Source organism: Herbaspirillum sp. Sphag64 (assembly GCF_014192645.1).
In the GTDB taxonomy this organism is placed as follows: Bacteria; Pseudomonadota; Gammaproteobacteria; order Burkholderiales; family Burkholderiaceae_D; genus Herbaspirillum.
The window spans coordinates 42,049-56,456 of sequence record NZ_JACHYE010000016.1 but is presented as its reverse complement, the minus strand read 5'-3'; the positions used below and the strand labels follow the sequence as shown (position 1 = coordinate 56,456).

Genomic DNA, 14,408 nt, shown 5'->3' with positions numbered 1-14,408 from the left:
CAAAGACTATTGTTGCTGCGCGACGACGTCTGCGAGATCATCAATGATCTCGAAGGAGTGTGTTATCTCTGCAGTTTTCTCCAGCATGATGGAGGCCGAGCAATATTTGTCGTGTGACAATTTGATCGCACGTTCTACAACATTTTGTTTGAGGTTGCGGCCGCGCACCGTGAAGTGGAAGTGAATCTTGGTAAATACCTTGGGATCTTGTTCTGCGCGTTCCGACTTTAACGTTACTTCGCAACCGCGAATGTCTTGTCCGCTCTTGCGCAAAATCACCACAACATCATAAGCGGTGCAGCCGCCAGTACCTAGTAGTACCACTTCCATCGGACGTGGCGCCAGGTTGCGGCCTCCACCATCGGGGGCGCCATCCATTGCGATGACGTGGCCTGAGCCGGTTTCAGCCAAAAAAGTCATGCCGGACAGACCAGTCCAGCGCACTGTGCATTCCATATTGCATTCTCATTGGGTAAGTGGGACGAAGCAGCTATTGTAGCTTTTTCGCCAAACTGATTAGTGATTGTCTGTACAAGGAACTGACGATGGGCGATCAAATTGGCAAAAAATTTCATATTGCATAGCAGCAAACTGTAGGTGTTTTGAGGCAATTTTCCTCTAATCCAATAGGGGTAAATAAAATCTTGCATCGCACAATTTCGTTTGCTATATTGGTTCCAAGGACTTCTTACGCCAACGCGGCGGTCCACCAATGTCTCCTCCACCCTCCTCCTTTGGTGTGGATTTAAGCCCGAAACGTCTGTTTCGGGTTTTTTTTGCCTATTTTGTTTGTGGATTTCAGGGTTGCAAGAAGGAAAGGTGTATTGATCGTCACAGGGCGCTACTCATGGACATAAATAAATTGACCGTAAGTCCTTGAAAAGGCTATACTAATCGGCTTTTCCGTGCGCTCTGGAAAAGATAACAAGGAAGAGTCTGCATTTTTGCCAGGTAAAGTGGGTTGTTAACGCTGCGCCAGCAAAAGCCGGCAAGCACATCCGGATTGGTTTTCGGGCTGTCTTGAATGGGTTTGACTGCGGCAGAACCGCCAAATTGAGCGTTTATATTTACTTAGGAAGTCAACATGAAAACCTTTTCCGCTAAAGCCCATGAGGTAAAGCGCGAGTGGTTCGTGATTGACGCGACGGACAAAGTCCTCGGACGTGTTGCCAGCGAAGTGGCACTCCGACTGCGCGGCAAGCACAAACCAGAATTTACTCCGCACGTCGACACCGGCGATTTCATCGTCGTGATCAATGCAGGCAAGCTGCGCGTGACTGGTACCAAAGCTACTGAAAAGACGTACTACCGTCACAGCGGCTATCCAGGCGGTATCTACGAAACCAATTTCCTGAAAATGCAACAGCGTTTTCCAGGTCGCGCACTCGAGAAGGCGGTCAAGGGCATGTTGCCTAAGGGCCCACTCGGCTACGCGATGATCAAGAAGCTGAAGGTGTATGCAGATGGCAACCATCCGCACGCAGCTCAGCAACCTAAAGCCCTCGAACTCTAAGGAACAGACATGATCGGTAACTACAATTACGGAACCGGCCGTCGCAAGAGTGCTGTGGCCCGTGTTTTCATCAAGTCCGGTTCGGGCAAGATCGTCGTCAACGGCAAGCCAGCGGCTGAATACTTTTCCCGCGAAACTGGCCTGATGGTGATTCGTCAGCCGCTGGAACTGACCAACAACGTTGAGCGCTTTGACATTATGGTCAATGTTCACGGTGGCGGTGAATCTGGTCAGGCTGGTGCTGTTCGTCATGGCATCACACGTGCTCTGATCGACTACGATGCAACACTGAAGTCGGAACTGTCCAAGGCAGGCTTCGTCACACGTGATGCACGTGAAGTCGAGCGTAAGAAGGTTGGTCTGCGCAAGGCACGTCGCGCAAAGCAATTCTCGAAGCGTTAATCTGTACTTTCAGAAGTCCGAAAAAGCCGCCAGCTTCTGCTTGGCGGCTTTTTTGCATTTTGCATTCTCTCGTCCGATCTCACAGTGAGCAGAATCTGTTATCTACGGGTAATGTGATGGCAATATTCTCCTGTTAAAATTGGCCGCTCTCGGATACGTTTTTCAGCAAGGAATAAACATGATCAAGGTAGGCATTGTCGGCGGCACCGGTTACACCGGGGTGGAATTGCTGCGTCTTTTTGCATCGCATCCAGAAGTGCAACTGCAGGCGGTAACGTCACGCAAGGAAGATGGCATGCCCGTCGCCGAGATGTACCCCTCGCTACGTGGACGTGTCGATATTGCTTTTTCCTCGCCGGACAAGGCTAGGCTGACAGATTGTGATGTGGTGTTCTTTGCGACCCCACATGGCGTGGCAATGGCGCAGGCTGCTGAGTTGCTGGCTGCCGGTGTGAAGGTCATTGACCTGGCTGCGGATTTCCGTTTGCAGGACGTTGCCGTTTTTGAAAAATGGTACAAACTGCCGCACAGCTGCCCTGATCTGCTCAAGGAAGCAGCCTACGGTCTGGTCGAGCTCAATCGTGATGCGATTCGCAAGGCGCGCATCGTTGGCAACCCTGGCTGCTATCCGACCACCATGCAACTGGGCTATGCGCCACTGCTCAAGGCTGGCGTGATCGATGCATCGCACCTAATTGCGGATTGCAAGTCAGGCGTCTCTGGTGCGGGCCGTAAGGCAGAGTTGCCTTTGCTGTTCTCTGAAGCGTCTGACAATTTCAAGGCATACGGTGTATCAGGTCACCGCCATTTGCCCGAGACGCTCGAGCAGCTTGGCAAGTTGACTGACGACAAACTTGGCTTGTTATTCACCCCGCATCTGGTTCCAATGATTCGCGGCATGCACTCGACCTTGTACGCGCGTCTGACAAAAGAGATCGACAATGCAGCATTGCAGGCGCTGTTTGAAGATGCTTACAAGAATGAGCCATTCGTTGATGTAATGCCGTTTGGATCTCATCCGGAGACGCGCACAACACGTGCATCGAACATGTTACGCATCGCGTTGCATCGTCCGGGCGATGGTGACACTGTCGTTGTACTGGTGGTACAGGACAATCTGGTCAAGGGCGCCGCAGGACAGGCCGTGCAGTGTATGAATCTGATGTTTGGTCTGGAAGAGACAATGGGACTGTTGCACGTCCCTGTACTGCCGTGAAATACCGACTCTGGGTTCGGCGCATGTCGATTTCTGCGCCGAAGATGACGATCAAGACACATCTGCCATGGCCGCTGCGCGCCATGTTTTTAGTGCTTGTGATTGGTCTCGGCGGTGCGCTGGCAATGTGGGCTTACGATCTCGGGCGAAATTTCGCAGGTCTGAATCCGAATGCCGGTCGTGATCAGGTTGCCAGCTTGTCTGACGAAGTCAAGAAACTGAGCAGCGAGCGAGACAAGTTCTCCAGTACTGCCATGGCTGCCGAAAGCCAGCTCAACATTGAGCGCTCGGCGCAGACACAGCTAGGAAACCAGATTAAGACATTGGAGGCAGAAAATGCTAAATTGAAGGAAGACCTGTCTTTCTTTCAAAGTTTGCTGCCTACCAACATTGGGGCACAAGGAATTACAATTCAGCGGCTGAAGGCGGAAATCGTTCAGCCCAATCAGGTGCATTATCAATTGCTGGCAATGCAGGGTGAGAAAGTGCCTCGCGAGTTTGTCGGCAATTTGCAGTTGAGTATCACAGTGTTGCAGGGCGGCAAAAGTGTTATCATCAACTTCCCCGAGCAAAACGCGACCGATCTAGCGCGTTACAGACTGTCTTTCAAGTACTATCAGCGGGTGGAGGGGGTGGTAACTTTGCCTGAGGGCGCCATTATCAAGGCCATTCAGGCGCGCGTACTTGACCGCGGTCAAATGCGTGCTCAGCAGTCAGTGAATTTGTGAGGTGAAATCATGTTGGGACGTAAATCAAAAAGCACTATTGACAGCCTTATCGGCGCCTCCACGAATATCCAGGGTGATGTCAATTTCAAGGGTGGTCTGCGTATTGATGGTCAGATCAAGGGCAACATCAATGCAGAGCAGGGGCAACCGAGTGTGCTGGTGATTTCCGAGCATGCCAAAATCATTGGTGAGATTCGCGCAGTGCACGTTATTGTCAATGGTGAAATCGTCGGCGATGTGCATTCTGTGGAGTTGCTGGAATTGCAGCCCAAAGCTCGAATTACTGGCAATGTTTATTACAAGGCGCTCGAAATGCATGGTGGTGCCTTGGTCTCAGGCAAACTCAGTCACGATCAAAACGAAGAGCTGCCATTGCTCAAGCTGGCAGTTTCGAGTGGCGATGCATGAATTTTCCAGACCCCTTATAATGTGGGCATTGTCCGCTGATGCAGGAGCTCCAAAATGAACGCCGTTGCCGAAATTCAAGAAACAACCATTCCCGTACCTATCAATTTTTCTGACAGCGCAGCTGCAAAAGTTGCGCAACTGATCGAGGAAGAAGGTAATCCTGATCTGAAGCTGCGCGTCTTTGTTCAAGGCGGTGGCTGCTCAGGCTTCCAGTACGGTTTTACCTTCGATGAAATTGTCAACGAAGACGACACGACCATGACTAAAAATGGTGTGCATTTGTTGATCGACTCGATGAGTTATCAGTATCTGGTTGGTGCTGAGATTGATTATAAAGATGACCTCGAAGGCGCACAGTTCGTCATCAAGAATCCTAATGCGACTACGACATGTGGCTGCGGTTCTTCTTTTTCAGTTTGACCCGATCCGTATAGTCTGCCCAATAAAAAAGGACGCTTTAGCGTCCTTTTTTATTGACTAATACATTTTTCAATACACGCAGTATAGTTAAGCGCCACCCCATACAGTTTGCAGTCGCCGCGAAACCGGCAACTGCGTGACGGGTCTTCTCAAGCAATGGTGGCAAAGGCCTTCTTCGCTACCTCGAGCGTTTCTGCAATCACGTTGTCATCATGTTGTGCAGAGACAAAGCCTGCCTCAAATGCCGACGGTGCCAGGTAGACGCCGTTGCTCAGCATTGCATGGAAAAAACGATTGAAGCAGTCTTTGTCTGCTTGCATGACTTCGGCATAGCTGTCTGGAACAATTGGGGCGAAATACAAGCCAAACATGCCGCCCAGGCTGTCGGCAGCAAATGTCATGTTCGCTGCGCTGGCCGCTGCGCGCAGTCCAGCAACCAGTTTTGCGGTTTGTTCGCTTAAGTTTGTATAGAAATTGGGCTCTTGAATCAGTTTCAAGGTGGTCAATCCAGCCGCAACGGCAATAGGATTGCCTGAAAGCGTCCCTGCCTGGTAAACCCCGCCAAGTGGTGCAAGATGTTTCATGATGTCTGCGCGTCCACCGAAGGCTGCCACTGGCAAGCCGCCACCAATGACTTTGCCCAGTGCGGTGAGGTCGGGAATGATGCCATACAAAGACTGAGCACCACCGAGTGCCACCCGGAAACCGGACATGACTTCATCAAAAATCAGGATTGTGCCGTATTCGGTACAGAGTCGGCGCATGGTCTGCAAGAACTCTGGCGTTGCGCGCACCAGATTCATATTGCCGGCCACAGGTTCAACGATGACGCAGGCAATTTCATGTCCCGCAGCCTTGAACGCCTCTTCCAGCTGCTGCGTATTGTTGTAATCCAGTACCAAGGTATGTTTGACGAAATCCTCGGGGACGCCGGACGAGGTTGGGTTGCCAAAGGTCAGCAGGCCACTGCCAGCCTTCACCAGCAACGAATCTGCGTGGCCGTGGTAGCAGCCTTCAAACTTTACAATCTTGTCTCGTTTGGTCGCTCCCCGCGCTAACCGCAGTGCGCTCATGGTTGCTTCCGTACCGCTTGATACCAGTCGCACCTGTTCAATGGATGGCACCAGTTTGCAGATTTCTTCTGCCATCTCGATTTCGCCTTCGGTCGGTGCACCAAAGCTCAGACCGCGGGTAGCCGCTTCCTGTACTGCGTGGACTACCTTGGGATGCGCGTGGCCGACAATCGCTGGGCCCCAGGAGCCGATGTAGTCGATGTAGCGACGCTCTTCTGCGTCCCAGAAATAAGGGCCTTGAGCACGGGTAATGAAGCGCGGTGTGCCGCCAACGGAGCGAAAGGCGCGGACCGGCGAGTTGACGCCACCAGGTGTCGTCCGTTGCGCACGGGCAAACAAGGAGTCATTGGAGGGCGCGGATTGGTCAGAGTGTTGTGCAGTCATGAAGGTAAGAACAGTGTTGTTGAAAGGAGCGCTATAACGGCAATGATGATGATAAGGATGGCGATAGCGGCTACTTAGCTACTTAATTGGGTTCGTCGTTTTCGCGTGCCCAGAAATAGCGGTCAGGAATGAGCTTGCCCATGCCTAGGCGTTGCGCATGAGCCAGTGCCGCCAGCGTAAACTCTTGTGCCTCGGATACTGCTTCTGGAATTTCAAGGCCATTGGCGAGCATGGCGCAAATAGCCGCCGAGAGGGTTGTGCCTGCGCCGGTAAATGAGCCCGGCAGACGTTGCCAGGCATCGCGCCGCAACAGGCCGGATTCATTGAACAGGCTGTTGGCGACTTCATGCCCGTCGGCCGGGGTGCCAGTAACAAACAGATATTCGCATCCCATCTCAATGATGCGCATGGCGTCCAGCTGGAGGGTGTCCGCCAGCACAGGCTCACGCCAGGTTTCTGCGAGCCGGTTAAGTTCTACTGCCGAAGCCAGCATCAGCGTGGTCTGAGGTATCAGCAGCTCACGTACGGCGATCAAATTATCATCGTCGTCACCTTCCTGATTCGGCATGGCGGTAATGAAAGGATCAAGAATCAGCGGGATGTCTGGATAATCTGACACGATTTCGGCAATCGCAGAGACATTTTCGATGCTGCCCACGACACCAACCTTAAAGGCTGCTACTGGCATATCTTCAAGAATCACGCGTGCCTGATCAGCCATCCAGTCGACATCAATGATTTGCACGTCTTCGATGCGCGCGGTATCACTGACCAGAATGGAAGTGATGATGGACAAGCCATGACAGCCCATGGCGGCAAATGTGGCCAGGTCAGCCTGAACGCCTGTTGCTCCGACAGGGTCCGCAGCGCCGAAGGTCAAGATGAGGGGGGGAGTTTGGTTTTGCACGTCGAGTAGATTAGAATAGCTGGCTTACCATTCTACTTGATTGAATTGAGGGATAGTCAGCCGTGAGCGATAGCAAACAAGATTACAAGACCTGGATGTGCCTGATCTGTGGTTGGGTTTATGACGAAAAGGATGGCTTGCCGGATGAAGGTATTCCAGCAGGTACCCGCTGGGATGATGTGCCAATGAACTGGACCTGTCCGGAATGTGGCGCGCGCAAGGAAGATTTTGAGATGGTTACCATCTAAATAGCGTTGATCAATTTGATTTCAACTGTTCATCAGTTGTTATCGACGCGTTAATACCGCAGTACCCGGCACGCGCTGGCGGCTACTAGCAATTCTGGTGGTCGGTGTTGCACTTTTGCCCTCCTGTAATTTGGGAGGGCTGCCACTCATCAGAACTCTGCTCTCATGTTTGTGAGCTTGGTGACATCGCGGTAGTGCAAAACAGCAAGTTTCTGTTGTTCTTCAGTGCAATCCAACCCTCGTTTTCCTCCACGCTAGCTGCGCTAAGACTAGTACGCGATATGCGTTTTTTGGCATTGCTGCAAGCAACTGCCGGCTTGCCCTCGGACTCCAATACGAGTTTTGTTCAACAATAACTCGTCGTGCACTCTCCAAGACATCTACAACAATCGCTACCGCGACCTGACATTCCTGCATCTACAGCAATCATGCGTAGGGCTGTTGCATGAAGAGCCGGCCGCATATCGAATTGCCATCAGGACAGGGCAAGTCGTATCCGCAGGCGCGGCAGTGGAGCGTCTTCCAGATTGAGTTGCAATGTTTCATTGACGATATCAGCATGGTGGCCGTGCATCTTCATCACAGCTTCCGCAATCCAGCATCACTGCAACGCTTGCTCCGCCAGCTACAAGTATTCGAAGAGGTTTGCGCATCGTTGCAGCTGCATTGCAGCAGCGCTGAAGTTGCCATGTTGCAGCACTGGTTGCACCACTCGGCGACCGAAAACAATCAGGGAATGCAAAATCCGCTACCCATTGTGACCAGAATCGAGCGCGATCTACGTCTCTGGTTTGAGAAGCAACAGGAGCGCTTTCATCTGACACAGGCTGAAAATACGCCGGATTGTATGCTGCAAGACATTTTCCTGAGGGAGGCAGGAGAATTGTTATCGCAACTGGCAGCTACGCTGGTGCAACTGCATCAGCAGCCGGACAACTCCGACATGCTGCATAGTCATTTGCGCGCAATGCATACCTTGAAGGGTAGTGCCGGGATGGCGGATGCGCTGATGTTGGCGCATCATCTGCATGATGTAGAAGCGCAGATTGCTGAGATGCGAAGTCTGGGCATGGCGGCATCGGAGATAGTCTCGGAAATCGCAGTACGTCATGATTTCACACGCCGACTGATCGAGGCACTCTCTGTGGCGCTGCCGCTCACTTGGGAGCAAGCAAATTCGACAGTCACATCGACGTCGGGTCGGCAAAGCGGCAAGCGAGATACTAGTCTGACGAAAAAAATGCTTGAGTTGACTGCGTGTTTTCCGACTTCGCAGCATTTAATGGGGCAAGGAATTGCGGCGTTTCAGTCTTACTTGCAAACTCTGGTAAAAGAAGTTTCCGTACTTTCATTGTTATTGGAAGCCGGAAGCCCGCCATCAGGTCTTGGTCTGCCCGTATCCGGTGATCATGCACGGGATAGCTCAGCCGGGCGCCGCGATCAAAGCATGTGTCTGGTGCACAAGCAATCTGTTGAATCCTTGCGGAGTCTGCGTTGCAAGCTGCTCAATTCGGCAAGGCAAATTGAGCAGAATCTAACGACCCAGGCTGGTTTGGTTCATCAACTGGAGCGTGAGTTGGTGTTGTCTGGCATGGTGTGTTTCGTCGAGATAGAGTCGCGATTACAGCAACTTGTTCAGCATCTGGCGCGGGCAACCGGCAAGCCGCTGGTACTTCACCTTTCTGGAGGAGCGACGGCTGTCGAGCGCGGTCTGCTGGAACAGTTGGTAGCACCGCTGGAGCACCTGTTGCGCAATGCGGCAGTACACGGTATTGAGTCATGCCATCAGCGATCTACACGGGGTAAACCATTGATTGGGCAGTTGCATCTCGATATTCAACAGTACGGCTGTGAGCTCAGAATTACTCTGTCTGACGATGGGCGCGGCTTGGACTTGGAGCGTATCCGTGCAGTTTCCATCGAAAAAGGCTGGTTCGACCAAGCGCAGCGCATGTCGTCAGAGGCACTTGCTGAACTGATCTTTCATCCTGGCTTTTCTACTAGTGCAGAGCCGACGGTCTTGGCTGGTCGTGGTGTTGGCCTTGATGTTGTGCGCACCGAGGTACGTGCTCTTGATGGCGAGATTAGTGTCGCAAGCAGCTGCGGAGTGGGTACTACTTTCTGTATGCGCCTGCCTCAATCTGCTGCGCTTGCCTCGGTGCTGCTAATACAGCTGGCAGGACAGTCCTACGCCATTGATGTTGCCCTGGTTGAGCAAATACTACCGGTGGCGGAGGAAGATCGGGAGCGCTTGCTGCAGCGTGGTAGCCTGCTTTGGCGTGATTCCACTCTGGAGTTGCACAGTTTGTCGACACTCCTTGATGTATCGTCGTCCCTACCCAAGGGGGAGATGAATATTCTCGTGCTCAGGGACACACCAGTCTCGCGTGCCATTGTCGTCGAGCACATTGTGGCGTGCCATGAAATTGTCGTCAGAAAATGCCATCTACCATGGCGGCAATGCCTTGGTTTTACAGGTACTACCTTGTTGGCAGATGGCACGGTGACGTTCATCGTCGATCCCGTTCAACTCATCTCGCAAGTATCTGGATCAGGGCAGGGGACCAGTTGCGACAGGACGTGAAGGTTCTGCGCACCACTCACTCCAGGATCCGGGGTACAGTTTTGCTCCTGACAAGCCGGCAATCTCCAATGCCAGCAGATTATGGCAAGCCGTAACGCCTGAGCCGCACTGCATGATGGCCTGTTGCGGATGCTCCAGCAGGGTATTCCATTCGGAGCGTAATGCGGCAGCCGGCTTGAAGCGGCCATCGCTTTCCAGATTGTCCAGGAAGAATCGGTTTTTGGCACCGGGGATATGCCCGCCAACCGGATCAATCGTTTCATTCTCGCCGCGATAGCGATCTGCAGAGCGGGCATCAACCAGCGTCATTTTCTTCTCGCTGATGTTATTCAGCACAATCGCCGCATCAACCGACTCAACCAGTGGTGGATGCGCTTCCAGATTGCCGGTAGCCACTTCGGGGATGCTGGTGTCGATCGCACCTCCGTGTGTCTGCCAGGCCTGCAGGCCACCGTCGAGAACCGCGATCTGCGCATGACCGACCCAGCGCAGCAGCCACCACAAGCGCGCCGCGTATCTGCCGTCGACGGCATCATAGGCAATCACCTGAGTATCGTTATTGATCCCAAGAGATTGCATGGCGGCGATAAAGTCCTGGCGTTGCGGCAACGGATGGCGACCCTTGAATTGGCCATCGATACCGATTTTTGTCCCGGAGAGCAGCTTGTCCAGGTGGGCAAAGCGGGCGCCGGCAATGTGGCCTGCGCTATATGCTGCAGGTCCGACGTCCGGGTTGAGCAAATCGTGGCGACAATCAACGATCACAAAGCGGGAATCATTGCTGTGGGTTGCCAGTTCTGCCGCAGATATCAGCGTTGTATAGGCCATGGGTTCTCCTCAAGATCGATGGTGGCGGGATGGGAATCGGATAGTTTTTGTGACTCGCTCGGCGGTATTGGATCATTGGCCGGCTGTAACGCGGATTCAGTTGCCTGATGATAGAAAGTGGATGCAACGCCACTGAGCAAGATGATGGCCAGGCCAGTCCAGCCCATCCAGCCTAATGCGTCGTGCCAGATGACCAGCCCCAGCAGACTGGAGAAGACAATGCCGCTGTATTGCAGATTGGCGGTTACCAGCGTATTACCAAGCCGGTAGGCGCGCGTCATTGCGATTTGTGCGAGCGTTGCCGTTAGCCCGATGGTGATGACTAGAGCCAGACCTTGTGCCGAAACCGGGTGATAGAAAGGTATTTCACCGCTGCTCAGGCAGCCACCCAGGCCCGCCAGAAAACCCGTCAGCGAGAAATAGAAGACCACACGATATTCAGGCTCACCAAGCAACCCGAGCTTGCGCACTTGCAGATAAACGATGGCAGACAGCACGCCGGACACCAGTGCGACAATGCCGCCCGCAATCTGGCTGGCATCAATGGAGGGGCGCAGCAATAGCGCCACGCCGATAAAGCTAAAGATGACGGCCGCTGCCAGACCCCATTCGAAGCGTTTCTTTCCTTGCCACCATGCAGCACAAAACAGAATCGCCGCCATCCAGATCGAGGACATGTAGTTCAGTGTCGTCGCAGTCGCCACTGGCAGTAGTCGAAATGAATAAAACCACATCCAGAGAGAAATGACGCCAATGCCACCGCGGATCAGATGATCGCGCGGGAAGGCTGTACGCAATGTGCCGCCACGGATTTTGATAAGGCCGATGATGAAAATGACGCCGACCAATCCCCGGCAGAGAACGACTTCGGAAGTGGAGAAATGGCTGGCGCTGAGTTTGACGCATACGCCCATGATGGAAAACAGCAGTGAGGCAACGAGCATCCAGAGCGATTGCATGGCGAATGAAATGGGTGGGCTGGACAAAAAAACAGGCAGTGCTTCCGGTGGGAGGCACTGCCTGCTCGCGATTCATGTTATCGACAACATGCGCATACATGGGTTTTTTGTTGCATCACAGCGCAATCTGCGATCGATACCATTCATGGAAATGTTGCATACCGTCTTCCATTGGTGATTGATAGGGGCCGACTTCGCTGGTGCCGCGGTCCATCAGAATGCGGCGTCCGGCATCCATGCGCAAGGCGATCTCGTCATCTTCGATGCAGGTTTCCATATAGGCAGCCCGCTCGGCTTCGACCAGTTCGCGTTCAAAAAGCGCGATCTCTTCCGGATAATAGAATTCGACCACATTGGTCGTCTTTTGTGGACCATTGGGCCACAAGGTCGATACCACCAGCACATGTGGATACCACTCCACCATGATGTTGGGATACAGCGTGAGCCAGATGGCGCCGAATGCGGGCGGCTTGCCATTGCCCATGCGCAATACCTGCTCCTGCCATTTCTTGTAGGCCGGTGAGCCAGACTTGGCCAGGCCATGATTGACCCCTACAGTTTGCACGCTGTAATTGGCGCCAAACTCCCAGCGCAGGTCGTCGCAGCTGACAAAGCTGCCTAGGCCGGGATGGAAAGGCTCGACATGATAATCCTCCAGATAGACTTCAATGAAAGTCTTCCAGTTGTAATTACACTCGTGCACTTCCACGTGATCGAACAGATAGCCAGAAAAATCCAGTTCCCTGGTCACGCCAAGCTGTTTCAGTTGCGCAGCAACATCGACACCGTTTTGTTCAAACAGCAAGCCATTCCAGCGCTGCAATTCAGTCTTGGACAGGTTCATGCAGGGCGTTTCGCCAAAATGCGGCGCACCGACCAGTTCGCCTTTGAGGTCGTAGGTCCAGCGATGCAACGGGCACACAATATTGCGCGCATTACCACGCCCGTCGAGCATTTTGGCTTGACGATGACGACAGACGTTAGAAAGCAACTCGATGCCCTGCGCATTGCGCACCAGCATACGGCCTTCGTTTTCCCATGGCAGCGTTGCATAGTCGCCGACATTGGGAACCATCAATTCATGACCGACATAACGTGGGCCATGTTGGAATAATTGGTGGAATTCGCGCTTGCAAAGCGCTTCGTCAAAATAGACGTTTACTGGAAGTTGCGCGTTAGAGCGCGCCAGTTTGGCAAAAGTAGCAAGATCGGACATCCCCGCCCCCAAATTAATTTGCACCAACCTAAGAGAGAAAGAATCCGCAAAAACCTATGTTCAAATAATATGAAGAGGAAATTTTGGACAGAACGTCAAATTATGCCACAAATAGTCTTCTTGCGGGCGGTTTGCGTGGATCAATCTACCCTTTGCCAGTGCTTTGAGGCCCTATTGCGGCCAACTGTGGCGCGCTTTGTTCTAAAATAACGGGCTATATTCAGAAATAATCACTATGCCCAAGAATCCTGTCAAAGCCAGTCAGCCAGCCTCGTTCGAAGAGGCGATGCAAGAGCTGGAACAACTGGTAATCCAGATGGAAGCCGGTGAGTTGCCATTGGAAGCCTCGGTTGAGGCCTACAAGCGTGGTGCCGAACTGGTCAAGTTCTGCTCAGTGCAGCTGGACAAGGTCGACGTCCAGGTCAAGGTGCTTGATGGCGACATGCTCAAGCCGCTGGTAGCTGAGCGTCCGGAGGATCTGGCATGAATGCGCGTGCTCAGGAAGACCTGTCATTTATTGATTGGATGCAAACCATCCAGTTGGAGTTGGAAGTCGTGCTGGACCGCTTTCTGCCGTCTGCCAGCGAGATGCCGACGCGCCTGCATGAGGCCATGCGCTACACGGCGCTCGACGGCGGCAAGCGTGTGCGTCCTTTGCTGGTCTATGCTGCCGGAGCACTATTTGATGCGCCTGCGGAACTGTTGGCGCGTGCTGCTGCTGCCGTGGAAATGATCCACGTCTATTCACTGGTGCATGATGACATGCCCTGTATGGATGATGATGCTTTGCGACGTGGTAAGCCAACGGTCCATGTCAAGTATGACGAACCGACGGCACTGCTGGTTGGCGATGCGTTGCAGACGCAGGCCTTTGCGGTCCTGTCGGGAGTGGATGATCCTGCCTGTCTGCCACGCCAGATGGCAATGGTGCAGTTGTTGGCACAGGCGGCTGGCTCAGTGGGCATGTGTGGTGGACAGGCAATTGATCTTGCCAGTGTTGGCATGACGTTATCACTGGCCGAGCTGGAGCAAATGCACCGCCTGAAAACAGGGGCACTGCTGCGAGCGGCAATTCTATTGGGCGCAGGTGCCGGTCAAGAGCTGTCCGAGGCACAGAGCAGTGCCTTGCATGCGTATGCTGATGCTATCGGTCTGGCCTTTCAGGTGGTCGATGACATTCTCGATGCGACCGCCGACTCAGTCACATTGGGCAAGACTGCAGGCAAGGATGCGGCCGACAACAAACCAACCTATGTCTCTATTCTCGGTTTGTCGCAGTCTCAGGCACTGGCAGAAAAATTGCGGGCCGATGCGCATCTGGCGTTAGAGCAGTTTGGTTCTTCGGCACGTCGTCTGCGTGAGCTGGCGGATTTGATTGTGCGCCGCAAGGCATAGACTTACTTTAGTGAAGACATGGCAACGACCAGATAAACGGCGTAAATTTCAATGAAATCGTGCAACAGGAAAGGGTAGCGATGTGCGCCTTGATTGATTGCATCGGCTGCAATGCAGCAAATAAACG

Annotated in this window: 16 protein-coding genes; 10 read left to right on the top strand and 6 right to left on the bottom strand. The window is 53.1% G+C overall.

Going from position 1 to position 14,408, the window contains the following annotated elements:
• Positions 1-6: 6 nt before the first annotated feature.
• A complete protein-coding gene (locus FHW66_RS18700) occupies positions 7-456 on the bottom strand; it encodes an OsmC family protein (RefSeq protein ID WP_183381344.1) in 450 nt (149 codons plus the stop codon).
• A 628-nt stretch (positions 457-1,084) separates the two neighbouring features.
• Between FHW66_RS18700 and rplM the strand changes: the two genes are divergently transcribed.
• From rplM to erpA, 6 genes are all read left to right on the top strand, one after another.
• Positions 1,085-1,513 (top strand): 50S ribosomal protein L13, encoded by a 429-nt coding sequence (rplM, locus tag FHW66_RS18695; RefSeq protein ID WP_007877931.1) that lies wholly within the window; start codon positions 1,085-1,087, stop codon positions 1,511-1,513.
• A 9-nt stretch (positions 1,514-1,522) separates the two neighbouring features.
• Complete coding sequence (gene rpsI, locus FHW66_RS18690; protein ID WP_183381343.1) at positions 1,523-1,915, top strand: 30S ribosomal protein S9; 393 nt, start codon at positions 1,523-1,525, stop codon at positions 1,913-1,915.
• Between the two features lie 178 nt (positions 1,916-2,093).
• Entirely contained in the window at positions 2,094-3,131 is a 1,038-nt protein-coding gene (argC, locus tag FHW66_RS18685; RefSeq protein WP_183381342.1) for an N-acetyl-gamma-glutamyl-phosphate reductase, read from the top strand.
• A 23-nt stretch (positions 3,132-3,154) separates the two neighbouring features.
• On the top strand, positions 3,155-3,859 hold the full coding sequence (locus FHW66_RS18680) for a DUF6776 family protein (protein WP_183381341.1): 705 nt from the start codon (positions 3,155-3,157) through the stop codon (positions 3,857-3,859).
• A gap of 9 nt (positions 3,860-3,868) precedes the next feature.
• Positions 3,869-4,267 carry a polymer-forming cytoskeletal protein gene (locus tag FHW66_RS18675; RefSeq protein ID WP_183381340.1) on the top strand — a complete coding sequence of 133 codons (399 nt, stop codon included), beginning with the start codon at positions 3,869-3,871 and terminating at the stop codon, positions 4,265-4,267.
• Positions 4,268-4,321: 54 nt separating this feature from the next.
• A complete protein-coding gene (erpA, locus tag FHW66_RS18670) occupies positions 4,322-4,687 on the top strand; it encodes an iron-sulfur cluster insertion protein ErpA (protein WP_183381339.1) in 366 nt (121 codons plus the stop codon).
• A 149-nt stretch (positions 4,688-4,836) separates the two neighbouring features.
• Here the strand turns inward: erpA and hemL are convergent, their stop codons facing one another.
• Together hemL and FHW66_RS18660 are read right to left on the bottom strand one after the other, a co-directional pair.
• Positions 4,837-6,144, bottom strand: a complete 1,308-nt coding sequence (gene hemL, locus FHW66_RS18665; protein WP_183381338.1) for a glutamate-1-semialdehyde 2,1-aminomutase — start codon at positions 6,142-6,144, stop codon at positions 4,837-4,839.
• Positions 6,145-6,226: 82 nt separating this feature from the next.
• Entirely contained in the window at positions 6,227-7,051 is an 825-nt protein-coding gene (locus tag FHW66_RS18660) for a hydroxymethylpyrimidine/phosphomethylpyrimidine kinase (protein ID WP_183381337.1), read from the bottom strand.
• Positions 7,052-7,146: 95 nt separating this feature from the next.
• Between FHW66_RS18660 and FHW66_RS18655 the strand changes: the two genes are divergently transcribed.
• Together FHW66_RS18655 and FHW66_RS18650 are read left to right on the top strand one after the other, a co-directional pair.
• Entirely contained in the window at positions 7,147-7,299 is a 153-nt protein-coding gene (locus FHW66_RS18655) for a rubredoxin (RefSeq protein ID WP_183381375.1), read from the top strand.
• Positions 7,300-7,744: 445 nt separating this feature from the next.
• A complete protein-coding gene (locus FHW66_RS18650; protein WP_183381336.1) occupies positions 7,745-9,883 on the top strand; it encodes a chemotaxis protein CheA in 2,139 nt (712 codons plus the stop codon).
• On the opposite strand, the gene FHW66_RS18645 is transcribed toward FHW66_RS18650, so the two are convergent.
• From FHW66_RS18645 to FHW66_RS18635, 3 genes are all read right to left on the bottom strand, one after another.
• Positions 9,851-10,711 (bottom strand): sulfurtransferase, encoded by an 861-nt coding sequence (locus FHW66_RS18645; RefSeq protein WP_183381335.1) that lies wholly within the window; start codon positions 10,709-10,711, stop codon positions 9,851-9,853. The two genes, FHW66_RS18650 and FHW66_RS18645, sit on opposite strands and share 33 nt — an antisense overlap.
• The gene (locus FHW66_RS18640) at positions 10,693-11,670 is read right to left on the bottom strand and encodes a DMT family transporter (RefSeq protein ID WP_183381334.1); all 978 of its coding nucleotides are present in this window, start codon (positions 11,668-11,670) and stop codon (positions 10,693-10,695) included. The genes FHW66_RS18645 and FHW66_RS18640 overlap by 19 nt, the downstream gene beginning before the upstream one ends.
• 115 nt (positions 11,671-11,785) lie before the next feature.
• Entirely contained in the window at positions 11,786-12,886 is a 1,101-nt protein-coding gene (locus FHW66_RS18635) for an SRPBCC family protein (RefSeq protein ID WP_183381333.1), read from the bottom strand.
• A gap of 235 nt (positions 12,887-13,121) precedes the next feature.
• On the opposite strand from FHW66_RS18635, the gene FHW66_RS18630 reads away from it, so the two are divergent.
• Both FHW66_RS18630 and FHW66_RS18625 read left to right on the top strand, forming a co-directional pair.
• Positions 13,122-13,373, top strand: a complete 252-nt coding sequence (locus FHW66_RS18630) for an exodeoxyribonuclease VII small subunit (RefSeq protein ID WP_183381332.1) — start codon at positions 13,122-13,124, stop codon at positions 13,371-13,373.
• The gene (locus FHW66_RS18625) at positions 13,370-14,281 is read left to right on the top strand and encodes a polyprenyl synthetase family protein (protein WP_183381331.1); all 912 of its coding nucleotides are present in this window, start codon (positions 13,370-13,372) and stop codon (positions 14,279-14,281) included. Before FHW66_RS18630 ends, FHW66_RS18625 begins: the two co-directional genes overlap by 4 nt.
• The last annotated feature ends 127 nt before the right edge of the window (positions 14,282-14,408 follow it).